Raw genomic sequence first — 22,968 nt, 5'->3', positions numbered from 1 at the left:
TGCGTCGCAGCCCTAGCTTTGAATCATTTCACGTACTTTTGCCGTCAACAGATCAAACGTGAACGGCTTGGTGATCAGTTGCATGCCCGGGTCGAGAAAACCACCGCGCACCGCAGCATGTTCGGCATACCCGGTGATGAACAGTACTTTGAGCTGCGGTCGAAATTGCCGGCCGATTTCCGCCATCTGCCGGCCGTTCATGCCAGGCAGGCCAACATCGCTGATCAGCAGATCAATGCGCTGCTCCGATTCGATGATCGGCAGGGCGCTGTCGGCATCTTGCGCCTCCACAAATCCATAACCCAACTCCTTGAGCACTGCGCTGACCAGCACGCGTACGGCCGGGTCGTCTTCGACGATCAGCACGGTCTCTCCGGCGTTGGCAAACGGCAGCAACGCGGGGTCGATCGGCTCTGGAGCGATCATTTCGCCGACAAAGCGCGGCAGGAACAGGCTCACGGTAGTGCCCCGTCCCACTTCGCTGTGAATGGTGACGTGGCCGTGGGACTGGCGGGCGAACCCATAGATCATCGATAACCCAAGGCCTGTGCCCTGGCCGATAGGCTTGGTGGTGAAGAACGGGTCGAATACCCGACCAATAATGCCTTCCGGAATGCCGCAGCCATTGTCGCTGACGCTCAGCTCTACGTAGTCACCAGGGCTGAGTGTGCCGTAGGCGGCAGTAAAGACGCTGTCCAAATGACGATTGGTGGTTTCCACCACCAGCTTGCCGCCGCTGGGCATTGCATCACGGGCATTGAGCACCAGGTTGAGCAGGGCGCTTTCCAGTTGATTGGGGTCGACTTCGGCGGTCCAAAGCTGCTCGGCCAGGCGCATGTCCAGAGTGATGCTTTCGTTGATGCTGCGCTGTAACAGTTCGCCCATGGAACTGACCAACTGATTGATATTGACCGGCTTGGGGTCCAGCGACTGGCGGCGGGAAAACGCCAACAGGCGGTGCGTCAGGCCGGCCGCGCGGTTGGCGGACGTGACCCCCAGGTCGATCAGACTGTCGAGGTCGTCCAGCTTGCCACGGGATACGCGCCTTCGCAGCAGCTCAAGGCTGCCGATGATCCCGGTGAGCATATTGTTGAAATCGTGGGCAATGCCGCCGGTCAATTGGCCGACGGCTTCCATTTTCTGCGACTGGCGCAGGGCTTCTTCGTTGTTGCGCAGTTGTGCGGTGCGCTCCTCGACTTGCTGTTCGAGGGTTTCCAGGGTGCGGTGCAGGCGCGACTCGCTCTGGCTTAGTTCGATCAAGCGGTCGCGGGCCTCATATTGCCGGCGCCGACCGCGCAGGGCGGCGCTGACCAGGCTGATCAACGTGACCGGATGGAACGGCCGCTCCAGGAAGGTCACGTTGCCCAGCAGACCGCTGAGGTGCGATGAGCCATTTTGCTCGCTGCCGCCATGATGGGTCAGCAGCACGATGGGCATGTCCGACCACGCCGGCTGCTGGTGCAGGTACTCAAGCAAGGGCTCCAGATCGACACCGCGCAAGGCTTCAGCGGCGATGATGAGCAGGCCGGCGCCTTCTTCCAGCGCCTCGCACAACATAGGCAGGTGCGTGGCGACGACGCCGCTGTAGCCCGCCTCATTGAGCATCATCAGGGCCAGCGTGCTGTCGCGACCCACCGGCGCCAGGATGATCGCGCGTTCGGAGGCGCCAGGTAGTGTGGGCACTATCCCTCTTCCTTGAGCAGAGGGGAGCCGGCACCCATGTAGATGGGGATGCCGCGCAATACGCCCTGGAAATTATCCAGGGGTTCGCCGACGGTCAGGCCGGTGTTGCCGATTCGGTATTCGCGAATCGTCGCCTCGTGGGTGCCGGTGCGTTTCTTGATAATCGAAATGGCGCGGCGAACCTTGCCCAATGCTTCGAAGTAACGCAACAGAATCACGGTGTCCGCCAAATAGGTGATGTCGACCGGCGTCTGCATGTCGCCGACCAGGCCGTGCTGTGCAACGGTCATGAAGGTGGCCGCGCCGCGACGGTTAAGGTACAGCAGCAGCTCATGCATATGCAGGATCAATGCGTTCTCTTCCGGCATCGCCGCCTGGTAGCCGTTGATGCTGTCGATGACCACGGTTTTGATCCCGTGCTCATCGACGCACCGGCGCACCCGGTGGGAGAACTCTCCCGGGGTCAACTCGGCGGCGTCGACTTGTTCGATCATCAGGTTGCCGGTGGCTTGCAGGGCTTGGAGGTCGATGCCCATGTTGCGCATGCGTTCGAACAACAGCCCCAGCTCTTCATCGAAGATGAACAGCGCGGCCTTCTCGCCCCGCGCCACAGCGGCGGCGGCAAAAATCATCGAGATCAGCGACTTGCCGGTACCGGCCGGGCCGAGAATCAGGCTGCTGGAGCCGGTCTCTACGCCACCGCCCATCAGCGCGTCCATTTCCGGGATGCCGCTGCTCAAGGTTTGCCGTACGTAGCCACCGCGATGTTCTGCCGCCACGAGGCGCGGGAATACGTGGATGCCGCCCTGCATGATGGTGAAGTCATGAAAGCCGCCGCGATACTTCTGGCCGCGGTACTTGACGATCCGGACACGGCGGCGCTCGGCGCCGTAGTTAGGCGTCAACTCTTCCAGGCGGATCACACCGTGGGCCACGCTGTGTACGGTTTTATCCAGGGATTCGGTGGTCAGGTCGTCCAGCAGCAGGACGGTCGCGTCGTAGCGTACGAAGTAGTGTTTGATCGCCAGGATCTGCCGGCGGTAGCGCAAAGAGCTTTGCGCCAGCAGGCGGATCTCCGAAAGGCTGTCGATCACCACGCGGGTCGGTTTGACCCGCTCAACCACCTCGAAGATCTGCCGTGTGGCCTCACCCAGCTCAAGGTCCGAGGAGTACAGCAGGCTTTGCTGGTGCTCGGCGTTGAGCAGGCTTTCGGGCGGGGTCAACTCGAAGATATGGATGTTGTCATCCAAGTCCCAGCCATGGGATTTCGCACCCTGGCGCAGCTCGCGCTCGGTTTCTGACAAGGTGATGTACAGGGACCGCTCGCCGTCCTTCGCTCCGGCCTGGAGGAAGTGCAGCGCCACGGTGGTCTTGCCTGTTCCAGGTTCGCCTTCAAGCAGGAACAGGTGGCTACGCGATAGCCCGCCGCAAAGAATGTCATCAAGACCTTCGACGCCGGTAGCCGCCTTTTCACTGAGCAGTGCTGTGGATGTAGACAAGTAGTGCCCTCGATTCAGGTACAAGTAGAGGGGCATGCCTGTCACGGCATGCCATGTTTACTTGACCGTTGGGCGTTGTAGCGGTTCAACCGATTGATCAATTTGATGCGCCGGCGTGCCTATAGACCCTGCTGCAGGGCGGGGTCATCCGGGTTTTGCTGTTCAAGCTGCGCGAGTAAAACCTGGACGTTTTGCAGTTGGCCGCTTTCTTTCCAGTAATTGACCAGCAGCACCCTGGCCTTGCGATTGGCGGGGTGGCGCTGGACGATTTCTTCCAACTGGCGCTGCGCCGCTTCCAGCTCCTGCTGGTCGTGCAGGGTGGTGGCCAGGTCATAGCGGTAATCCTGATTGTCCGGCTCCAGTTCCACCGCCTTGGACAGGCCGAGCAAGGCATAGGGCCGCTCGCCATGGTGCAGCAGCCACATGCCCAGGGCGTGTTGCAGGTAGGCCGATTCGGGATGCGCAGCCAACTGGCGCGCCAGCAATTGGCGGGACTCTTCAGACTTGCCTTGCTTGTCCAGCAATTCGATTTGCGCGACGCCCGCCTGCAGGTTGTCAGGCTCCAGGCGCATGGCCTGCTCAAGCGCCTTTTGCGCATCCGGCAGCAGGGCGCTGTGGATGTACAGACGTGCCAGTTGAATCCAGCCTTCGGCGGTTTCGGGCTGGGCCTTGAGGTATTTCACGAATTCATCCAGCACCTGCTGTAACGGCCCGAAGTACAGGCCCAGGGTGTCGGGCGACAGGCCCAGCAACGCATTGGCCGCCGCAAACCGCACGTTTTGCTCGGGGTCATCGAGCACCGGGCCGAGCAGCAGGGTGCGCTGGCCACTGGGCACCAGCCCGACAATGCTGTGGATCGCCGCTTCGCGCACCCTTGGCGATTCGCTGCTGAGGTCTTTGTCGGCGAGCTTCAACGCTTGAGGACTGGGGTAGTTGGGCAACTCGGCGTGTAAGGCGGCGCGGCGTTCCTCGGACAGGTCCGGCCGTCCCAATTGCTGATACAGCACGCGGGCGGCGCCAGGCTCGCCATTGCGCGCCTGCTTCAAGGCTTTGGCGTAACCATGGGCGATGGCGGGAGGCACCGCCGCCGGGGTTGCGCGGGAAAAATACCAAGTGATCAGCACAATAAAAAACAGCGCGCACAGGCCGACGATGGCGTAACGGCGTGACTTTGACATGCAGGCGTCCGAAAGCTGGGGTAGCGGTTGCAAAGCCGTCAGCTTCTGTCAGACCACGGCAGGTGTCAAACCCGCATCACGCGAGCCCGCACTCCACCGGCGCCATGGCAGCTGGGAGGCTGTTTTAGCCCAGGGCGGCCAGGCTCTCGGGGGTTTGAATAGCTGGGTTTTACCGATGGAATTGGCCAAAGCAGTCAGCCATGTTGAAAGGTTTGACCATTGCTGCTGCGCGGCGCTGAAGCGACTATTTCGCCCATACGCCCGTAACGGGCTCCATCGTTCAAGGAAACAATCATGCAGATTGAAAACAAGATTTTTCTGGTCAGCGGCGCAGCATCGGGCCTCGGTGCGGCCACCGCTGAGATGCTGATCGCCGCGGGTGCCAAGGTCATGCTGGTGGACCTGAACGCCGATGCGGTGGCGGCCAAGGCTCGGCAGCTCGGTGATAACGCGCGCAGCGCTGTCGCGGATATCAGCCAGGAGGCGTCCGCTGAAGCGGCGGTGCACGCCACTGTAGCGGCGTTTGGCGGCCTGCATGGGCTGGTCAACTGCGCAGGCGTGGTCCGTGGCGAGAAAATCCTCGGCAAGAGCGGCCCCCACGGGCTGGCGAGTTTTGCCCAGGTGATCAACGTCAACCTGATCGGCAGCTTCAACCTGTTGCGCCTGGCGGCTGCGGCCATTGCCGAAACCGAAGCGAATGCCGATGGCGAGCGGGGTGTGATCATCAACACCGCTTCGGTGGCGGCATTTGACGGTCAGATCGGCCAGGCGGCGTATGCCGCGTCCAAAGGCGCGATCGCCAGCCTGACCCTACCGGCCGCGCGTGAGCTGGCGCGCTTCGGTATTCGGGTGATGACCATCGCCCCTGGCATCTTCGAAACCCCGATGATGGCCGGCATGACCCCGCAGGTGCGCGATTCGCTCGCCGCCGGTGTGCCGTTCCCGCCACGCCTGGGCAAGCCGGCCGAATATGCCGCGCTGGTGCGGCATATCATTGAAAACAGCATGCTTAACGGCGAGGTGATCCGTCTCGACGGCGCCTTGCGCATGGCGGCCAAGTAAGGAGCATTACCCATGAACGATCCCATCGTTATCGTCAGCGCCGTGCGCACGCCCATGGGCGGTTTCCAGGGCGACCTTAAAAGTTTGACCGCGCCGCAATTGGGCGCTGCCGCGATTCGTGGCGCGCTCGAGCGTGCCGGTATCGCCCCCGACGCCGTGGATGAAGTGCTGTTCGGTTGCGTACTGCCCGCCGGCCTGGGCCAGGCGCCCGCCCGGCAAGCGGCGTTGGGTGCCGGCCTGGACAAGTCGACCCGTTGCACCACGCTCAACAAAATGTGCGGCTCGGGCATGGAGGCCGCAATCCTGGCCCATGATTCACTGCTGGCCGGCAGCGTCGATGTGGTGATCGCCGGCGGTATGGAGAGCATGTCCAACGCACCGTACCTGCTGGATCGCGCCCGTGGCGGTTACCGCATGGGCCACGGTCGCGTGCTCGACCATATGTTCCTCGACGGCCTGGAAGATGCCTACGACAAAGGCCGCCTGATGGGCACCTTCGCCGAAGACTGCGCCTCGCATAACGGCTTTACCCGTGAGGCCCAGGACGCGTTCGCCATCACTTCCCTGACGCGTGCCCAGGAGGCGATCACCCATGGTCACTTTGCCGCCGAGATCGTCCCGGTGCAGGTCACGGTGGGCAAAGAGCAGATAACCGTCCTGCACGATGAGCAACCGCCCAAGGCCCGGCTGGACAAGATTCCCAGCCTGAAACCGGCGTTCCGTGAAGGCGGTACGGTGACGGCGGCCAACTCCAGTTCGATTTCCGACGGTGCGGCCGCGTTGCTGCTGATGCGCGAATCCGAGGCGCTTAAGCGAGGACTCAAGCCGTTGGCGATCATCCACGGGCATGCGGCGTTTGCCGACGAGCCGGGTCTGTTCCCTGTGGCACCGGTGGGTGCCATTCGCAAGCTGATGAGCAAAACCGGCTGGAACCTGGCCGACGTCGACCTGTTCGAGATCAACGAAGCCTTTGCCGTGGTCAGTCTGGTGACCATGGGCAAGCTCGAGATCCCTCATGCCAAGGTCAATGTGCACGGCGGAGCCTGCGCTTTGGGCCATCCGATTGGCGCCTCGGGCGCGAGGATCCTGGTGACGCTGCTCTCTGCGTTACGCCAGAAAGGCCTCCAGCGCGGGGTCGCCGCCATCTGCATCGGCGGCGGTGAAGCCACGGCCATGGCCGTTGAATGCGTGTATTAAGGACTGTCGACCATGCTGCCAAATGACGAACAACTGCAGATCAGCGACGCCGCCCGGCAATTTTCCCAAGAGCGCCTGAAACCCTTCGCGGCAGAGTGGGACCGCGAGCACCGTTTCCCCAGGGAGGCCATCGGCGAAATGGCTGAGCTGGGCTTTTTCGGCATGCTGGTGCCGGAGCAGTGGGGCGGCTGCGACACGGGTTACCTGGCCTACGCCATGGCGCTGGAAGAGATTGCCGCCGGTGATGGCGCCTGCTCGACCATCATGAGCGTGCACAATTCTGTGGGGTGCGTGCCGATCCTGACCTTCGGTAATGAGCAACAGAAAGCCCAATTCCTCACACCCCTGGCCAGCGGCGCCATGCTCGGTGCCTTTGCGCTGACCGAGCCCCAGGCCGGTTCCGATGCCAGCAGCCTGAAAACCCGTGCGCGCCTGGATGGCGACCACTATGTGCTGAACGGCTGCAAACAGTTCATCACTTCCGGGCAAAACGCCGGGGTCGTGATTGTGTTTGCCGTTACCGACCCGGCCGCGGGCAAACGCGGGATCAGCGCGTTTATCGTGCCCACCGACTCACCGGGCTACAGCGTGGCGCGGGTCGAGGACAAGCTCGGCCAGCACGCCTCGGATACCTGCCAGATCCTGTTTGAAGACGTGAAAGTCCCGGTGGCCAATCGTTTGGGCGAAGAGGGTGAAGGGTACAAGATCGCCCTGGCCAACCTCGAAGGCGGCCGTGTGGGTATCGCCTCGCAAGCGGTGGGCATGGCGCGCGCTGCCTTTGAAGCCGCGCGCGACTATGCCCGCGAGCGCGAAACCTTCGGCAAGGCGCTGGTGGAGCATCAGGCGGTCGCATTTCGTTTGGCCGATATGGCCACGCAAATCGCCGTGGCCCGCCAGATGGTGCACTACGCCGCCGCCCTGCGCGACAGCGGCAAGCCCGCGCTGGTTGAAGCGTCCATGGCCAAGCTGTTCGCCTCGGAAATGGCCGAGAAAGTCTGTTCGGCCGCCTTGCAAACCTTGGGTGGTTACGGTTATCTGAGCGACTTTCCCCTGGAGCGGATCTATCGCGATGTGCGGGTCTGCCAGATTTACGAAGGCACCAGCGATATTCAGCGCATGGTCATCTCACGCAATCTATAAGGAGCCGATACATGAGTTATGAAACCATCTTGCTCGAAGTCCAGGACCGTGTTGGGTTGATTACCCTGAATCGTCCGCAAGCCCTCAATGCCTTGAACGCGCAACTGGTCAGCGAGCTGAACCAGGCGCTGGACCACCTGGAAGCCAATCCGCAGATCGGCTGTATCGTGCTGACCGGCTCGAAGAAGGCCTTTGCCGCCGGCGCCGACATCAAGGAAATGGCCGAACTGACCTACCCGCAGATCTACCTTGACGACCTGTTCAGCGACAGCGACCGCGTGGCCAACCGCCGCAAGCCAATCATTGCCGCAGTGAACGGGTTTGCCTTGGGTGGCGGCTGCGAACTGGCGTTGATGTGCGACTTTATCCTGGCCGGCGACGGGGCCAAGTTCGGCCAGCCGGAAATCAACCTCGGCGTATTGCCCGGGATGGGCGGTACCCAGCGTTTAACCCGTGCGGTGGGCAAGGCCAAGGCCATGGAAATGTGCCTGACCGGGCGGTTTATCGATGCGGTTGAAGCCGAGCGCTGTGGCATCGTCGCGCGTATCGTGCCGGCCGATGAGCTGTTGGAAGAAGCACTGAAGGTCGCCAGTCTGATCGCCGGCAAATCGGTGCCGATCAGCATGATGGTCAAGGAAAGCGTTAACCGTGCCTTTGAAGTGAGCCTGTCTGAAGGCGTGCGCTTTGAGCGCCGGGTGTTCCATGCCGCGTTTGCGACGCAGGATCAGAAAGAAGGCATGGCCGCGTTCGTGGCCAAGCGTGCGCCGGCGTTCAAAGACCGGTAAACCGGCTTACTGATACCGCCGACCAACTGTGGGAGCCAATGCGCTCCCACAGTTGTTTGTGGGGGGGGCGGTCAGAGTTGGTAGTTTTTCAGTTCGCGGGCAATCACCATTCGCTGAATCTCGCTGGTGCCTTCGTAGATCTGCGTGATCCGTGCATCCCGGTAGTAACGCTCCACCGGATAATCTTCCAGGTACCCATACCCGCCATGAATCTGCATGGCTTGGGAGCAGACCTTCTCGGCCATCTCCGAGGCGAACAGCTTGGCTTGGGATGCCTCCGACAGACACGGCTTGCCGGCACTGCGCAGGCGCGCTGCGTGGAGGATCAGTAAGCGGGCGGCGTTCAAGCGGGTTTGCATGTCCGCCAGCAGGTTGGCCACGCTTTGATGCTCGATGATCGCCTTGTCGAATTGCACACGGTCACGGGCGTAGGCCAGCGCCGCTTCAAACGCCGCACGGGCGATACCCAGGGCTTGGGCGGCAATGCCAATGCGGCCGCCTTCGAGATTGGACAGCGCAATTGCCAGGCCTTTGCCGCGCTCGCCCAACAGGTTGGCTTCGGGAACCGTGCACTGGTTAAGGGTGACGGCGCAGGTGTCTGAGGCGCGAATGCCCATTTTGTGTTCAGTACGGTCCACCACAAAACCTGGGGTTTGAGTGGGTACGAGGAACGCGGAAATGCCTTTCTTGCCCAGATCCGGATCGGTCACGGCAAATACAATCGCGAGCTTGGCACGCTTGCCGTTGCTGACAAATTGCTTGGCGCCATTGATCACCCACTGGCCGTCCCGCAGCTCTGCACGGGTGCGCAGGTTGTGGGCTTCGGAACCGGCCTGGGGCTCGGTGAGGCAGAAGCAGCCGATTGCCTGGCCACTGGCAAGGTCCGCCAGCCAGGTTTGCTTCTGTTCTGTTGTGCCGTAGTTGAGGATTGGCCCGCAACCCACTGAATTATGGATACTCATCAGCGCACCCGTGGCGCCGTCACCGGCAGATATCTCTTCCACCGCCAGGGCGTAGGCGACGTAATCAACATAGGTCCCGCCCCATTCTTCCGGTACCACCATGCCCAGCAGCCCCAGTTCGCCCATCTTCGCCACCAGGGCGTCGTCGATCCAACCGGCTTTTTCCCAGGCCTGGGCGTAAGGGGCGATTTCACCGCGGGCGAAGTCGCGCGCCATGTCGCGAATCATCACTTGTTCTTCAGTATATTCAATATCTTGCATGATTTATCTCACAACCTGCGCGAAGTTCTGGAAGAAGCTTTCCACATGGGCGACTGCCAACCCGTGCAGGGTGGGCGGGTTCCAGCGGGGGCTTTTGTCTTTGTCGATGATCAGCGCACGCACGCCTTCGATCAGGTCGCCGCGTTCGAACCATTGACGATCCAGGTGCAGCTCAAGAGCAAAACACTGCTCCAACGGCAGGCGGCGACCACGCCGCAGCATGTGCAGGGTGACGGCCATGGCCAGGGGCGAGCGGGTCTGCATCAGGTGGGCGGTGTTAAGCGCCCATTCATGGCTGTCGGCCACGGTGACCGCCTGCAACTGCTCGACGATGCTCGGGATATCCGGCAGGGCGAAGAAGTGGTCGATCGCCGGACGCAAGGCGGCCAGCGGCGGTTCGGGCAATTGTTGTACGCCAATCTTGGCGAGCATGCTTTGCAGGTCTTTGAGCGGGGAGCCGTGCCATCTGAGGTTATCGAGCCGTTGGTCCAGATCGGTCAGTTTGGCGCTCTCGAGGTACCAGTCGGCCAAACCGCAATACAGCGCGTCGGCGGCGCGGATTTGCACGCCGGTCACGCCCAGGTAAATCCCCAGCTCCCCAGGAATGCGCGGCAGAAAGTAGCTGCCGCCCACGTCGGGGAAGTAACCAATGGCCACTTCCGGCATGGCCAGGCGGCTGCGCTCGGTGACAACCCGTAGATCCGCGCCTTGCACCAGCCCCATGCCGCCGCCCAGGACAAACCCGTCCATGAGGGCCAGCACCGGCTTGGGATAATGGTGAATGGCGAGGTCGAGCGCATATTCCTCGACAAAGAAGTCTTCGTGGAGCGTGTCGCCAGCCTTGAAACTGTCATACAGCGAGCGAATATCACCGCCGGCACAGAACGCTTTCTCACCGGCGCCGCGCAGGACCACGGCGTACACCGTGGGGTCGTCCGACCACGCCTGCAATTGTTGGGTCAGGCGACGGACCATGTTCAGGGTGATGGCGTTCAGACCGGCGGGGCGATTGAGGGTCAGGTGCCCGATATGGTTGCGAACGTCGGCCAGAATCTCTTCCTGGGGCGACTCGGCATGGCTTGCTTCGGATGGAGCCTGAGCTGTCATCGATAACTCCCTGCTTTTATTGTTCTTTATCAAGATGTTCGCGGACGAACCATCTCACGATCGTAGCAGTGCAAATTTGCCCAGTACAACCCGGAATCATGCAGGTCGTTGTTGCATTTATGCAGGGAGCAGGGGCCAGCCTCAAGGCACCCGGCTTGCCAGCACTTCACCGATGCTGCGGCGGCGTGCATGGGTCTCGGCGGCGTGAATCAACTGTTCGAGTTCCGTGGGGGCCACATCGTAAAACTGCTCCATCTCGGCCAATGCCAACTTCAGGTCGGCGGCCGTCACGGCGGGATCTCGAGCCGCATTGCGGTGGTTCAAAAAGGGCGCCGGCGTCTCAGCGGCACCTTTGGGGTAGCGAGTGCGCGTGGCATTGTTGTAAGCCAGTGCGCAACTGAGCAAGGTGCCGGCCCCCAGCAGCACCGCGCCCAACTCGTACCAACCCAGGGCGGCCGAGGCGGGGTCGGCCAACACCAGGGTCATGGCCAGCCCTCCGGCCGGTGGGTGCAAGCATCGCAGCCAGCACATCAGCACGACCGACATGCCCGCCGCCAGGCAGGCCGCGCCCAGGGTGCGCCCGAGGACCCGCGCCACCAGCAGGGCGACGACGCCTGCGCACAGGTAACTGCCGATGATCGACCAGGGTTGTGCCAGGGCACCCGATGACACCGCGAACAACAACACGGCAGAAGCGCCCAGCGGGCCGAGCAGGTGCAGTGCCACCTCCATGCCGAACACCTGCGCGCAGAGCCAGACACTTAACAGCGTGCCCAGGGCCATGCCAATGGCAGCACGGCTCCATTCGGTTGGGCGGGTATTGATAGCAGCGGGTAACCAGCGAGCGAGCATCGAAAGGACATCCATAAACGGCAGGCAAAAAAAAGGCTTGTCTGGTTACCCGGAAAAGCCTTGTGAAGGTTCCTGCATTTGGGGGAGGAACTCGCGCAGTGTGCCGTGGCGGATAAAGCTGCGCCAATGCATATTAATGCGGATTAAATGCAAAAAAACTGAATTTAAAGGGTGTCAAATGAAAGTGAACACAGCGCGCAGGGCATAGGTGCGTCGCGTTTGCCCAGCACACGGTTCTCGGTTTCCTGGTTGAACACATGCCGGCGCAGGTTTTCCTGCACCCCGGGTTCGCTGGCCAACGGCCCTTTGAGCGCAACCAGCGCATTGCGTAGCGTCATCAGGCGATCCAGCGGTGGAATCGCGAGATAGCCTATGTGCACTTCATCGTGGCCCTGGGGATTTTCAGTATCAGGCGAAACATCTTTTGGCACGGCATTGTCCTCTCGCGAAGTGAGCCGCAGTGGTCGCTGCGGTTCGTAGCGTCCTTGTTGTTATCCATGGCCCGTGGCGGTAATTGCTTACCACACCGGCCATCGAGTTTACAGTCGGGCTTCGCGCACGGAAAAGTGAAATGACATCAGCCCTTACGCATAGCTGCGTAGGAGTTTTCGGTACCCAGAACTCCAGGTTATGGACTTTTAACCAGGTGCAGCAGTACGTAGGGGTTTTTGTCGAATTCGCCCGTCAGGGTCGGCTTAATCGAGGCAAAACGCGGGTCCTTCAATGCCTCGAAGTCCGCCTGGCTCATCACCAGCCAGGCGGGGCCCTGCAGCGGCGTCAGGTCGGAGGCCTGTTGGGTGAACAAGGGCACGTGGTCGCAGTCGAGGTTGACCATGTACTTGATGGCCTTGGCGTCTTTACCCAGCCCGTGCAAAACCACCGGCGCCCGCTGCTGCATGACCTCCTCGTGAACGCGCAGCGTAAAGGTACGAGTGTCGTAGAGGCTGCGCTCCAGCGGTTCGACCACCAGGATATAGGTGACCCACACCGCCAGCACCGCTGCTAATGCGGGACCAACCGAGCGCCACCGAGGCATGAACAACGCCAGCAGTACCAGGCCCTGCAGCAGTCCAAGTACACCAAACACCAGGCCCAACTGGTTTAACTGCTCGGGGTAGCGGGGGCGGGCGAGCAACAGCGCGGCGATCAGCAAGACCGGCAGCAACGCCCACAGGCCCAGCATCAAACCCCGCAGCCAGGCAAACATTCGCCCCTGAACCACCTGGAAGGGGTATGCCGCAATGATCGCTGCCATGGGCAGCATCGGCAGCACATAGCGCGCTTTTTTTGCCTGGGGGATCGACAGGCCGAGCATCACCAGTACGCCAGCCGCGGCGCAATACAGCACCAGTTGCAAGGCCGGGTCCGGCGTGCGCCGCCCACCCAGGGCGATAGCCAACAGCACCATCAGGGCGATGGGGTAGGCGAGTGCGTAATTGCCCAGCGAGCTGGTGAAGTAGTACAGCACGCCACTGGAGCCTTCGCTGCCGTCCATGCGGCCGAGGAACTGCATGCGGATCACGTCCTGCATGAAGCTCTCGCCGCCACTGAGCTTGGCCATCAGCAGCAACAGGCCGACACTGGCGATCAACAACGCCAGGGCCAGCAGACCGAAGCTCAATAACGGGCGCCACTGGCGATTGATCAGGTAATAACTGCACAGTACGCCGGTCGGCACAACCAGGCCGATCGGCCCACGAATCGCAAACCCTGCGATCAGCAGCAGGTACACCCAGTGCAGGCGCTTGTCCGCGCCAAAGTGATCATGGGCGTAACCCAGGTAGAACACCGCCAGGGTGATGGCAGCGAGCATCTGGTCCAGGGACACCGCACGGGTTTCGCTGATAAAAGTGCTGCTCAGCAACAGCGTGGCAATGCTCAACACGCCCCAGCGCTGGGAGTAGGGCGCTGTCAGGCGATACACAAGGATGACGATAGTGGCTGAAGCTATCGCCGTCGGCAGCCAGGCCGTCAGGCTGGTGACCTGGTCCAGCGGCATCGAGAGCAGCCAGGTCAGCAGCGTCGAGGTGGCCAGGTAATCGGCATAGGGCTGGCCATAGGTGGTGGGGAAAAAGCTCGGCCCATGGCGCAGCATCTCCTGTGCAAACACCACGAAGCGCGAGTCGAAACCGATAATCGCCTGGTGCCAGTTGCCGGCAATGAACAGCAACAAAGCCAGCAATCCCAGGGCAAGGGATTGCTGGCGGATCGTGGCGCTAGGCAGGGGCGTGTGGACCTTGTTCACGTATCAGGCTTCCACGACCTGCGGCAACCACTGTTGCTGCGGGATCGGCAACTGGCACGAATCGCCACGGCCCATCGGGAAATACTGGAAGCCTTTGCGCGCCAGGCGCTCGCCGTCGTACAGGTTGCGGCCATCGAAGATCACCGGGGTTTTAAGGCGCTGGTGAATCAGGTCGAAGTCCGGCGCTTTGAATTGCTGCCATTCGGTGCAGACGATCAGTGCGTCAGCGCCATTCAACGTGGACTCCGGGGTGCCCATCAGCATCAGGCGTGCTTCCTCGGCGTAAAGGCGCTGGGTTTCCTGCATGGCTTCCGGGTCGAATGCGCGCACCGTAGCGCCGGCGGCCCACAGAGCTTCCATCAGCACGCGGCTGGGGGCGTCGCGCATGTCGTCGGTATTGGGCTTGAACGCCAGGCCCCACAGGGCGAAAGTCTTGCCTCGCAGGTTGCCCTTGAAGAACGCGTTGATGCGCTCGAACAACTTGCTCTTCTGGCGCTGGTTGATCGCTTCCACGGCTTCGAGCAGATCGCTGGAGCAGTTGGCCTGCTTGGCGCTGTGGATCAAGGCGCGCATGTCCTTGGGAAAGCACGAGCCGCCGTAGCCGCAACCGGGGTAGATAAAGTGGTAACCGATGCGCGAATCGGCACCGATGCCCAGGCGCACGGCTTCGATGTCGGCGCCCAGGTGTTCGGCCAGTTCAGCGATCTGGTTGATAAAGCTGATCTTGGTGGCCAGCATGCAGTTGGCGGCATACTTGGTGAGTTCGGCGCTGCGCAGGTCCATGAAGATGATGCGGTCATGGTTGCGGTTGAAAGGCGCATAGAGGTCGCGCATCACCTCGCGCACTTCTTCGCGCTCGCAGCCGATGATGATGCGGTCCGGACGGCGACAGTCGGCAACGGCCGAGCCTTCCTTGAGAAATTCCGGGTTGGAGACGATATCGAATTCCAGGTGACGGCCGGCCACGCGCAGGGCTTTTTCGATATGTGCCCGCAGGGTATCGCCGGTGCCGACGGGCACGGTGGATTTCTCCACCAGGATCACCGGGTCGATGCGGTGGCGCGCCACGGCGTCGCCGACGGACAGCACGTATTTCAGGTCGGCCGAGCCGTCCTCGTCCGAAGGCGTGCCCACGGCGATAAACAGCACCTCACCGTGCTCGACGGCGAGCTTTTCATCAAAGGTGAAATGCAGACGCCCGCTTTCCAGGTTTTCCTTGACCATGGCGGCCAGCCCTGGCTCGAAGATACTCACATGGCCTTGCTGCAGCAGCTTGACCTTGTTCTGATCGACGTCCATGCAGATGACATCGTGACCGACTTCTGCCAAAACGGTGGCCTGCACCAGGCCGACGTAACCACTACCAAATACACTGATTTTCATGGGGCATTCCTGGGACTTGTGGCACTAGCACGACGAGAGTTGATGATCAGCACGCCGAGGATGACAAGCGCCACCCCGAGGCTCTTAGAAAGTGAAAAATGTTCGTTGAACACTGGCAGGCTGGCGGCCAGCAGGTACACCAAGGCGTAACTGATGCTCAGCAGCGAATAGGCACGCCCCAGGGGCAGGTGCCTGAGCGCGCCGAGCCAGCAGAGCATCGACAGGGCGTAGGCGAAGATCGCCAGCAGCACTACGCCAAGGGCGCCAGAATCAACCTGAGCGCTGAGCCATTCATGGGGCAGCGGCAAGCGCGTCATGCTCCAGCGCATGCCCAACTGGGCGGCACTGACCAAGCCAACGCTGCTTAAGGCCAGCGCAAAGCCTTGAACCCGGCTCATACCTGGCGTCCCAGCAGCACGACACCGGCGATGACCAGCAATACGCCGAGCCAGTGACGACGGTCGATGGACTCATGGAAGACAAACCGCGCCACCAAGGTGACCAACACGAAGTTCAGGCTGAGCATGGGGTAGGCGATGCCCACTTCCAGGCGCTGTAACACCAGCAGCCATACCAGCAAGCCCAGGCCCAGGCAGATCAAGGCGGCCCACAGCCACGGCGAGCGCAGTTTCAGCGCCCAGCCGTCGGGCAGGTCACGCCAGCTTTCCACGGCGAACTTCTGGGAGACCTGGCCCATGCAGGTCAACAGGCACGCGCTCAGTAACAGCAGCAGGGTGATCATGGTGAGACCTGCGGGAAGATCAGAATCATGATGTTGCCTTGCGCGTAGCGCTGCCCGTCAGTAGGCAGCAACGCCACTTCGGCGATTTCGTCGTCACCTTTGACCCGCATCACCACGCCAACCGGGCCTCTCTTGCGCGCCTCGCTCATCCACTGCTGTACCTGGGTGGTGTCCACCTTGTGGTGACCGGCATCCGGGTAGGCGAGGCCGTATTTGACTTCGCCGATCGTGTTGTAAAGGGTCACGTCCGGGCGTTGCAGGCGCCAGGACAGGGCCGACGCTGCGCCAAGGTCATTGCTGAGCAATGCGCTGGTCGGTTGCAGTTCCTGCAGATGGTCGATGATGAATTGATCCGGGGTCTTGTTGTAGACCACCGAGTGCGGCAGCGCGGCTGGCAGCAGGGCGACCATCAGCCAGCTGCCGAGCGCCGGCGCGGCCCACAGGTGCAACGGCCGTGCGGCTTGCAGCAGGTTGGCGATGATCCAGCCGAACAGGAACGCGAACACCAGCACCAGGCTCAGGGTTTCCTGGCCCTGCACGTAGACCGGCTTTTTGAGTTGAAACCAGGTCAACGCCAGCAGGGCCAGCACACCGATCGCCAGGTTCAACCCACCGTTGATACGCAGGACACGACCACGGCCGGCGGCCAGCTTGTCGGCGAGGGTGGAGCCCATCAGCAACGCCAGGGGCAACAGGCACGGCATGATGTAGGACGGCAGTTTGCCTTTGGCCAGGCTGAAAAAGGCCAGGGGCATCAGCAGCCACAGCAAGACGAAGCCGACCTTGGCACTGCGCTTGTCCAGCCAGGCCTGTTTGAGGGTAGACGGCAGCAGCGCCATCCACGGCAGCGAGAACGCCACCAGCAACGGCAAGTAATACCAGAAGGGCTCTGCATGCTGGGCATCGTCACCGGCAAAGCGCTGGATATGCTCGTGCCAGAAGAAGAAGTTCCAATAGTCCGGCTCCTGCAGGTGTACGGCCAGCGCCCAGGGCAAGCTGACGACAACCGCCACCACCACGGCAACCACGCCATACGCCAGTAACTCGACAAAGCGCTTCTGCCAGATCGCATAGGGCAGGGCGATCAGCACGGGCAGCAGCCACGCGAGAAAGCCCTTGGTCATAAAGCCCATGCCGCAGGCAAACCCCAGCAACGCCCAGGCGCCCAGACGGCCGTTGCGCGTGGCGCAGTCAAAGCAAAACCACAAGGCCACGCCGGTCAGGTTGACCCAAAAGGTGAACTGCGGGTCAAGGTTGGCGTACCCGCCCAGCGCCGCGACACTGACAAAGCTCATGTACAGCACGGTGCTGATCAGGCTTTTTTGCGGGTCATTCCACAACCGGCGCGATACCAGATACACCAGCAAGATGCTCAAGCCGGTACTCAGGGCGGAGGCGAAGCGCACGCCAAACAGGTTTTGGCCGAAGATCGCCTGGCCCAGCGCGATCATCCAGTAACCGGCGGCCGGCTTCTCAAAGTAGCGAATGCCCATAAAGTGCGGCGACGCCCATTTGCCGGTCAGCAGCATTTCCTGGCTGATTTGCGCGTAGCGGGTTTCGTCCGGGATCCACAGGCCGTGGGTGGCCAGTGGCACCAGGTAGAACAGGCCAAACGCCAACAGAAGCAGGGGCAACGCCCAACGCCGGCTCATGCTTGCTGTACGCCGAGCCAGCCTTCGCGGCCGCTGAGGGCGCCGCGTACCAGCTGTTGCTGGGGCAGGGTGGAGAGATCGGTGGGCAGCAAGTCGACCAGGGGGTGGAAGTGGATGCCGCGCTGCCCTGCCTGGGCGAGCAACTGGCGAAAGTCATTGGCCATCAGAATCCCTTCGACTTCTGCGTGGATGGTGTAGACGTTGAGCTTCGATTCGCTGAATCGGTCAAGAATGAAGCCGTTGAAGTCTTTGGCAGCCACCACCGGCCCAACGACTTCGTCGAAGGTCGGCAGGTCCACCGGAATTTGTGGCGTACCGGCGCTGCCATCGGCCAATGTCGGCCGAAACAGGCTGGTACCCCGGCAATCGCTGTTGTAGCGAAAGTTGAAACCTTGCTTGGCTTGCACCACGCGCTCATCGGCGCGCCAACCGGCGGCCGCCGAGCAGTCGACGTGGTCACCCAGGATGTCGCTGAGGGTGTCCACGCCACGTCGGATCTGCTCGATCAGTTGTGCGTCGCTCCAACGTCCGGTGTTGGCCTGCCAACCGTGGTGGTCCCACGCGTGCAGGCCGACTTCGTGCCCGGCAGCCTTGGCCTGGCGCATCAGATGCCCCAGGTCGCGGCCGATCGGTTTACCTGGCCAGGCGGTGCCGGCCAGCAGGATGTCCCAGCCATACAGGCCGGCCGCGTTGGAACGCAGCATCTTCCACAGGAACTGCGGGCGGATCAGGCGCCACAAGTGGCGCCCCATGTTGTCCGGGCCGACGCTGAAGAAAAACGTCGCTTTGACCCCAGCTTCATCCAGGGTCTCAAGCAGCCGCGGCACACCTTCACGGGTGCCGCGGTAGGTGTCGACGTCGATGCGCAAGCCTGCCTTCATCAGTGCTTGTCCGCGATTTCGAGCATGGCCTCGCGCAGGAAGAAGTCCAGCGTGTTGCCGATGGTCTCGCTCATTTCCACGGTCGGCTCCCAGTTGAGCAGGCGCTTGGCGTTTTCGATGCTTGGCTTGCGGTGGGCCACGTCCTGGTACCCGGTGCCGTAGAAGGCCTTGCTTTCCACGTCGCGGAAACCGGCGAACGGCGGGAAGTTGCCGCGTAGCGGGTGGGCTTCGAACTGACGCAGCAGTTCTTCGCCCAGTTGGCGGATGCTCGCTTCGTTTTCCGGGTTGCCGATGTTGATGATCTGGCCGTTGCAGGCATCGTTGTCGTTATCGATGATGCGTGCCAGGGCTTCGATGCCGTCAGCGATGTCGGTGAAGCAGCGTTTTTGCTCGCCGCCGTCGAACAGGCGGATCGGCGTGCCTTCCACCAGGTTGAGGATCAGTTGAGTGATCGCACGGGAGCTGCCGATGCGCGCCGAGTCCAGGCGGTCGAGGCGCGGGCCCATCCAGTTGAATGGACGGAACAGGGTGAAGTTCAAGCCCTTGGCGCCGTAGGCCCAGATCACGCGGTCCAGCAGTTGCTTGGAGACCGAGTAGATCCAGCGCTGCTTGTTGACTGGGCCGACCACCAGGTTGGAGGTGTCTTCGTCGAAGTACTGGTCCTGGCACATGCCATACACTTCGGACGTCGACGGGAAGATCACGCGCTTGTTGTATTTGACGCAGTAGCGCACCAGCTTGAGGTTCTCTTCGAAGTCCAGCTCGAACACACGCAGTGGGTTGCGGGTGTATTCGATCGGCGTGGCAATGGCCACCAGCGGCAGAACCACGTCGCACTTCTTGATGTGGTACTCGATCCACTCGGTGTGGATGCTGATGTCGCCTTCGACGTAATGGAAGTTGGGGTGGCTGCGCAGGCGCTCGATGGCGTCGGAGCCGATATCCAGGCCATACACTTCGTAACGGTCATCACGCAGCAGACGCTCTGACAGGTGGTTACCGATAAAGCCGTTCACCCCCAGAATCAGCACGCGGGTGCGACGTGGCTTGCGCCCGGACTCGGCGCCGCGCAGTACCGAACCGTCCACCAGGCCCAGTTCATTGGCCAGCGAAGGGCCGGCCAGGTACAGGCCGTTGTCGTTGCGTTGGCCGAACTGGACCACCAGGGAGTCCTCGCCGCAGGCAATGCGCAACGGGTTGACGCTGATCACACGGCCAGGCGCCAGGCCGTCGTTGCCCTTGACCACGTCGGCCTGCCACACGATCAGCTTGTGCTCACCCACGGCGCAGAAGGCACCCGGGTAGGGTTGCGTCACGGCGCGGACCAGGTTGAACAGGGTTTCGGCCGGTTGTTTCCAGTCCAGCTTGCCATCGGCGGCGGTGCGGCGGCCAAAGTAGGTGGCCTGGCTTTCGTCCTGGGCGGTTTCGGAAAGCTTGCCTTGGGCCAGTTGCGGCAATGCATCGCGCAGCAGGTTGCTGGCCGCGTCACGCAGCTTGGCGTGCAGGGTCAGGCCGGTGTCGCTGCGCTCGATGGTGACTGTTTGCTGGGCGAGGATTGCGCCGGCGTCGGCGCGCTTGACCATGCGGTGCAGGGTCACGCCGGTTTCGGTCTCGCCATTGACCAGCACCCAGTTGGCCGGCGCGCGACCACGGTATTTAGGCAGCAACGAGCCGTGCAGGTTGAACGCGCCCTTGCTGGCGGTGGCCAACAGCGGCTCGCTGAGCAGGTTGCGGTAGTAGAACGAGAAGAGGTAGTCCGGGTTCAGCTTGGCAATGCGCTCGATCCACAGCGGGTGGTTGGCGTCTTCGGGCGCATGCACCGGGATCCCGTTGCGGGCGCACAGTTGCGCGACGGAGCCGTAGAAGTTGTTTTCCTTCGGATCGTCGGCATGGGTGAACACGGCAGCAATTTCGTAGCCGGTATTGAGCAGCGCTTCGATGCCTGCACAACCAATATCGTGGTACGCGAATACAACAGCTTTTGAACTCATGACTGAACCTGATCGGCAGAAGTGGAAGTATGGGAGGACGCAAGGCCGTCAACGACGACCACGGGAGCCGGTGCCGCCGGAGTGTTGCGCAGCACTTTTTCGATAAAGAAGCGCGGGCGCGCGCGCACATCGCTGTACATGCGTCCCAGGTATTCACCCAAGAGGCCCATGCCGATGAACTGGCCGCCGGTGAACACGAACAGCACCGCGAACAGCACGAACAAGCCGTCGCCGGCCCAGTCGGCGCCGAACGCCAGGCGTAGGATGATCAGCGCGAAGGCGAACAGCATGCCGAGGGCGGCCAGGCTGAAGCCCACGATCGACAGCAGGCGCAGCGGCGTGGTGGTCATGCACGTGAGCAGGTCAAACATCAGGCTGATCAGGCGCATGGCGCTGTATTTCGATTCGCCGTGTTCGCGTTCGGCGTGGTGCACCAGGATTTCCGTGGTGTGGCGCGCAAAACCGTTGGCCAGGATTGGAATAAAGGTGCTGCGCTCGCGGCAGGCGAGCATGGCGTCGACGATGGTGCGGCGGTAGGCGCGCAGCATGCAGCCATAGTCGCTCATGGCGACCCCGGTGGAGCGCTGCACCGCCAGGTTGATCAGGCGCGATGGCCAGCGGCGAAACGCCGAGTCCTGGCGGTTGTTGCGTACCGTGGCCACCACGTCGTAGCCCAGGGCGGCTTGCTCGACCAGGCGCGGGATTTCTTCCGGCGGGTTTTGCAGGTCGGCGTCGAGGGTAATCACTACGTCGCCGCGGCACTGTTCGAAGCCGGCCATGATCGCTGCGTGCTGGCCGTAGTTACGGTTGAGGATCACCGCCACCACGTTGCTGCCATCTTGTGAGGCGGCGTCTTCCAGCATTTGCGCGCTGTTGTCGCGGCTACCGTCATCCACCAGGATGATTTCGTATTCGTAGGCCAGTGACTTGCAAGCTGCCATCGTACGACGCAGCAATTCAGGCAGGCTTTCTTGTTCGTTGTAGACCGGGATAACGATCGACACGCAATGAATAGGGTAGGGTTTCAAAGATTCATGACCTCGGGGTTAGAGCAACTTGGCGCGTTGAAACAGCAGCAATCGTTGGACGAACAGGTAGCGCGCAACGACAAAGGCGGCGCTAAAGGTGAAGCGTAATCAATAGGTTATTCGCTAAAGCGCGGTTTACCGTGAACTGCCGGGTTTAAGATTAAGCGTAAAAATGTCGTACAGATATGAAACGCGGATGAAAAACTCGTTTATTTGACAGGCAGACAGCTAGGGTTCAGCAAATCAACCAAGGCCGGCGCAGAGCGCAATCAGAACGGTCTGTAGGGCGTTTGGTTCAACCTGCGCAGGCGCGGCAGGCCCGCGAATTTATTCAACAAACTTCTCTGCAATACCGCCCAAGTGCCGGTAAAGTAAGCGCTCTCTTGCCAGGGTAATGGGATGAATAGCGTGCAGCTTTTACGCGGCCAGTTGCGGCCAGTGTTGATGGGGTTGTTGATGGGCCTCGCCTGCGTCACCACGGTACAGGCCGATGACGGCGTGGCGCTGACCAGCGTCGACCAGGTGCCGGATGGCGTGGAAGTGCGCGGCAAACAGATTGCGGCCTACACCTGGGACGACCGTCAGGGCAAGAACCTGCTGGTGCTCGCCGAGCAAGTCAGTGAGCGCGATGATGACGGCACCCAGTCGGCGTTCGTGTACGCGGCCCAGTACCTGATCGACGGCAATCGTCCCAAGCGCATATGGATGCTCTACGACGACGTGCAGCATTGCGAATTCGACGCGGCGTTGCGCTTCGACCGAGGCGCAACCAAAGTCACCGACCTGACTGGCGATGGTATTACCCAGGCCACCGTGGGCTATTCGCGCACCTGTGCCAGTGATGTCAGCCCGAATGAATTCAAGCTGATCATGCATGCGGGCAAGGCGCAGAAGTACCGCCTGCGGGGCGTCGACCGCTACGGTGCGGCGTGGTGGGACGAAGAGGCCGGCGCGCTGCGTGGCATGCCGTTGCCCAAGGATTGCAGCATTGCCGGGCAGCAGGCGCTGGTCAGCCAATACAAGGAGCAGGGCACCGAGTTGCCGCTGCCGGGCTGTTACGGCGACGAGAAGGACTTCGCCAAAGCCCCTGAGGCCTACCTGACGTTTATGCGTCAACACTGGTTCGCATTGATGCAGAAGCAGGACGCGGAGTGGAGCCAGGCCCAGACCCAACCGCAGGAGCCTACTGAAGATGTTGATACGGCGCCGTGAGTTGGTAAGAGGGCCGTTGCTGAGCTAGACTCGACCCTTGCCAATTCACTAAATACCTCGAATAAACAATAGGTTGCTCGAGGTATTTAATCCAAAGGCTGATCTGTT

Annotated in this window: 20 protein-coding genes; 5 read left to right on the top strand and 15 right to left on the bottom strand. The window is 61.7% G+C overall.

Annotated features, from left to right (window positions below; genetic code table 11):
* Positions 1-12 precede the first annotated feature (12 nt).
* From PSH59_RS13625 to PSH59_RS13615, 3 genes are all read right to left on the bottom strand, one after another.
* A complete protein-coding gene (locus PSH59_RS13625; RefSeq protein WP_248081142.1) occupies positions 13-1,608 on the bottom strand; it encodes an ATP-binding protein in 1,596 nt (531 codons plus the stop codon).
* A gap of 74 nt (positions 1,609-1,682) precedes the next feature.
* Positions 1,683-3,182, bottom strand: a complete 1,500-nt coding sequence (locus PSH59_RS13620) for an ATPase domain-containing protein (RefSeq protein ID WP_248081068.1) — start codon at positions 3,180-3,182, stop codon at positions 1,683-1,685.
* A gap of 119 nt (positions 3,183-3,301) precedes the next feature.
* Positions 3,302-4,360, bottom strand: coding sequence for a HEAT repeat domain-containing protein (locus PSH59_RS13615; protein ID WP_248081070.1), 1,059 nt, complete (start codon positions 4,358-4,360; stop codon positions 3,302-3,304).
* Between the two features lie 294 nt (positions 4,361-4,654).
* Between PSH59_RS13615 and PSH59_RS13610 the strand changes: the two genes are divergently transcribed.
* The 4 genes from PSH59_RS13610 to PSH59_RS13595 are packed head-to-tail and all read left to right on the top strand — an operon-like array spanning position 4,655 to position 8,544.
* Entirely contained in the window at positions 4,655-5,422 is a 768-nt protein-coding gene (locus PSH59_RS13610; RefSeq protein WP_305392906.1) for an SDR family NAD(P)-dependent oxidoreductase, read from the top strand.
* Between the two features lie 12 nt (positions 5,423-5,434).
* A complete protein-coding gene (locus PSH59_RS13605) occupies positions 5,435-6,619 on the top strand; it encodes an acetyl-CoA C-acyltransferase (RefSeq protein ID WP_248081075.1) in 1,185 nt (394 codons plus the stop codon).
* A gap of 12 nt (positions 6,620-6,631) precedes the next feature.
* Complete coding sequence (locus PSH59_RS13600) at positions 6,632-7,759, top strand: acyl-CoA dehydrogenase (protein WP_305392905.1); 1,128 nt, start codon at positions 6,632-6,634, stop codon at positions 7,757-7,759.
* A gap of 11 nt (positions 7,760-7,770) precedes the next feature.
* A complete protein-coding gene (locus PSH59_RS13595) occupies positions 7,771-8,544 on the top strand; it encodes an enoyl-CoA hydratase (RefSeq protein ID WP_305392904.1) in 774 nt (257 codons plus the stop codon).
* Between the two features lie 71 nt (positions 8,545-8,615).
* Here the strand turns inward: PSH59_RS13595 and PSH59_RS13590 are convergent, their stop codons facing one another.
* The 12 genes from PSH59_RS13590 to arnC form a co-directional block, all read right to left on the bottom strand.
* Positions 8,616-9,767: an acyl-CoA dehydrogenase family protein gene (locus PSH59_RS13590; protein ID WP_248081080.1), complete on the bottom strand. Its 1,152-nt coding sequence runs from the start codon at positions 9,765-9,767 to the stop codon at positions 8,616-8,618.
* Positions 9,768-9,770: 3 nt separating this feature from the next.
* Positions 9,771-10,874 carry an enoyl-CoA hydratase/isomerase family protein gene (locus PSH59_RS13585; protein ID WP_248081082.1) on the bottom strand — a complete coding sequence of 368 codons (1,104 nt, stop codon included), beginning with the start codon at positions 10,872-10,874 and terminating at the stop codon, positions 9,771-9,773.
* Between the two features lie 141 nt (positions 10,875-11,015).
* Positions 11,016-11,726, bottom strand: coding sequence for an HPP family protein (locus PSH59_RS13580; protein WP_305392903.1), 711 nt, complete (start codon positions 11,724-11,726; stop codon positions 11,016-11,018).
* A 164-nt stretch (positions 11,727-11,890) separates the two neighbouring features.
* On the bottom strand, positions 11,891-12,064 hold the full coding sequence (locus PSH59_RS13575) for a hypothetical protein (RefSeq protein ID WP_248081086.1): 174 nt from the start codon (positions 12,062-12,064) through the stop codon (positions 11,891-11,893).
* Between the two features lie 290 nt (positions 12,065-12,354).
* Positions 12,355-13,971, bottom strand: coding sequence for a glycosyltransferase family 39 protein (locus PSH59_RS13570; RefSeq protein WP_305392902.1), 1,617 nt, complete (start codon positions 13,969-13,971; stop codon positions 12,355-12,357).
* Between the two features lie 3 nt (positions 13,972-13,974).
* Positions 13,975-15,354 carry a UDP-glucose/GDP-mannose dehydrogenase family protein gene (locus PSH59_RS13565; RefSeq protein WP_248081089.1) on the bottom strand — a complete coding sequence of 460 codons (1,380 nt, stop codon included), beginning with the start codon at positions 15,352-15,354 and terminating at the stop codon, positions 13,975-13,977.
* A complete protein-coding gene (gene arnF / locus PSH59_RS13560; RefSeq protein ID WP_248081091.1) occupies positions 15,351-15,752 on the bottom strand; it encodes a 4-amino-4-deoxy-L-arabinose-phosphoundecaprenol flippase subunit ArnF in 402 nt (133 codons plus the stop codon). The genes PSH59_RS13565 and arnF overlap by 4 nt, the downstream gene beginning before the upstream one ends.
* Positions 15,749-16,096, bottom strand: coding sequence for a 4-amino-4-deoxy-L-arabinose-phosphoundecaprenol flippase subunit ArnE (arnE, locus tag PSH59_RS13555; protein ID WP_248081092.1), 348 nt, complete (start codon positions 16,094-16,096; stop codon positions 15,749-15,751). The genes arnF and arnE overlap by 4 nt, the downstream gene beginning before the upstream one ends.
* Positions 16,093-17,748, bottom strand: a complete 1,656-nt coding sequence (gene arnT, locus PSH59_RS13550; protein WP_305392901.1) for a lipid IV(A) 4-amino-4-deoxy-L-arabinosyltransferase — start codon at positions 17,746-17,748, stop codon at positions 16,093-16,095. The genes arnE and arnT overlap by 4 nt, the downstream gene beginning before the upstream one ends.
* Entirely contained in the window at positions 17,745-18,629 is an 885-nt protein-coding gene (gene arnD / locus PSH59_RS13545; RefSeq protein ID WP_305392900.1) for a 4-deoxy-4-formamido-L-arabinose-phosphoundecaprenol deformylase, read from the bottom strand. Before arnD ends, arnT begins: the two co-directional genes overlap by 4 nt.
* The gene (gene arnA, locus PSH59_RS13540) at positions 18,629-20,620 is read right to left on the bottom strand and encodes a bifunctional UDP-4-amino-4-deoxy-L-arabinose formyltransferase/UDP-glucuronic acid oxidase ArnA (protein WP_305392899.1); all 1,992 of its coding nucleotides are present in this window, start codon (positions 20,618-20,620) and stop codon (positions 18,629-18,631) included. Before arnA ends, arnD begins: the two co-directional genes overlap by 1 nt.
* Complete coding sequence (arnC, locus tag PSH59_RS13535) at positions 20,617-21,648, bottom strand: undecaprenyl-phosphate 4-deoxy-4-formamido-L-arabinose transferase (RefSeq protein ID WP_248081100.1); 1,032 nt, start codon at positions 21,646-21,648, stop codon at positions 20,617-20,619. Before arnC ends, arnA begins: the two co-directional genes overlap by 4 nt.
* A 399-nt stretch (positions 21,649-22,047) precedes the next feature.
* On the opposite strand from arnC, the gene PSH59_RS13530 reads away from it, so the two are divergent.
* Entirely contained in the window at positions 22,048-22,860 is an 813-nt protein-coding gene (locus tag PSH59_RS13530; RefSeq protein WP_305392898.1) for a M949_RS01915 family surface polysaccharide biosynthesis protein, read from the top strand.
* The last annotated feature ends 108 nt before the right edge of the window (positions 22,861-22,968 follow it).

Origin of the sequence: Pseudomonas sp. FP2309 (assembly GCF_030687575.1) — a bacterium.
In the GTDB taxonomy this organism is placed as follows: Bacteria; Pseudomonadota; Gammaproteobacteria; order Pseudomonadales; family Pseudomonadaceae; genus Aquipseudomonas.
Note: the sequence above shows the minus strand (reverse complement) of the source record. Positions and strands in the feature narration are given on the sequence as shown.

Bases quoted from the DNA above. Each gene is read 5' to 3' on its own strand.
- PSH59_RS13625 (WP_248081142.1), bottom strand. From the start codon at position 1,608: ATGATGCTCAATGAGGCGGGCTACAGCGGCGTCGTCGCCACGCACCTG.
- PSH59_RS13615 (WP_248081070.1), bottom strand. From the start codon at position 4,360: ATGTCAAAGTCACGCCGTTACGCCATCGTCGGCCTGTGCGCGCTGTTT.
- PSH59_RS13610 (WP_305392906.1), top strand. From the start codon at position 4,655: ATGCAGATTGAAAACAAGATTTTTCTGGTCAGCGGCGCAGCATCGGGC.
- PSH59_RS13605 (WP_248081075.1), top strand. From the start codon at position 5,435: ATGAACGATCCCATCGTTATCGTCAGCGCCGTGCGCACGCCCATGGGC.
- PSH59_RS13600 (WP_305392905.1), top strand. From the start codon at position 6,632: ATGCTGCCAAATGACGAACAACTGCAGATCAGCGACGCCGCCCGGCAA.
- PSH59_RS13595 (WP_305392904.1), top strand. From the start codon at position 7,771: ATGAGTTATGAAACCATCTTGCTCGAAGTCCAGGACCGTGTTGGGTTG.
- PSH59_RS13590 (WP_248081080.1), bottom strand. From the start codon at position 9,767: ATGCAAGATATTGAATATACTGAAGAACAAGTGATGATTCGCGACATG.
- PSH59_RS13585 (WP_248081082.1), bottom strand. From the start codon at position 10,874: ATGACAGCTCAGGCTCCATCCGAAGCAAGCCATGCCGAGTCGCCCCAG.
- PSH59_RS13580 (WP_305392903.1), bottom strand. From the start codon at position 11,726: ATGCTCGCTCGCTGGTTACCCGCTGCTATCAATACCCGCCCAACCGAA.
- PSH59_RS13575 (WP_248081086.1), bottom strand. From the start codon at position 12,064: ATGACGCTACGCAATGCGCTGGTTGCGCTCAAAGGGCCGTTGGCCAGC.
- PSH59_RS13565 (WP_248081089.1), bottom strand. From the start codon at position 15,354: ATGAAAATCAGTGTATTTGGTAGTGGTTACGTCGGCCTGGTGCAGGCC.
- arnF (WP_248081091.1), bottom strand. From the start codon at position 15,752: ATGAGCCGGGTTCAAGGCTTTGCGCTGGCCTTAAGCAGCGTTGGCTTG.
- arnE (WP_248081092.1), bottom strand. From the start codon at position 16,096: ATGATCACCCTGCTGCTGTTACTGAGCGCGTGCCTGTTGACCTGCATG.
- arnT (WP_305392901.1), bottom strand. From the start codon at position 17,748: ATGAGCCGGCGTTGGGCGTTGCCCCTGCTTCTGTTGGCGTTTGGCCTG.
- arnD (WP_305392900.1), bottom strand. From the start codon at position 18,629: ATGAAGGCAGGCTTGCGCATCGACGTCGACACCTACCGCGGCACCCGT.
- arnA (WP_305392899.1), bottom strand. From the start codon at position 20,620: ATGAGTTCAAAAGCTGTTGTATTCGCGTACCACGATATTGGTTGTGCA.
- PSH59_RS13530 (WP_305392898.1), top strand. From the start codon at position 22,048: ATGAATAGCGTGCAGCTTTTACGCGGCCAGTTGCGGCCAGTGTTGATG.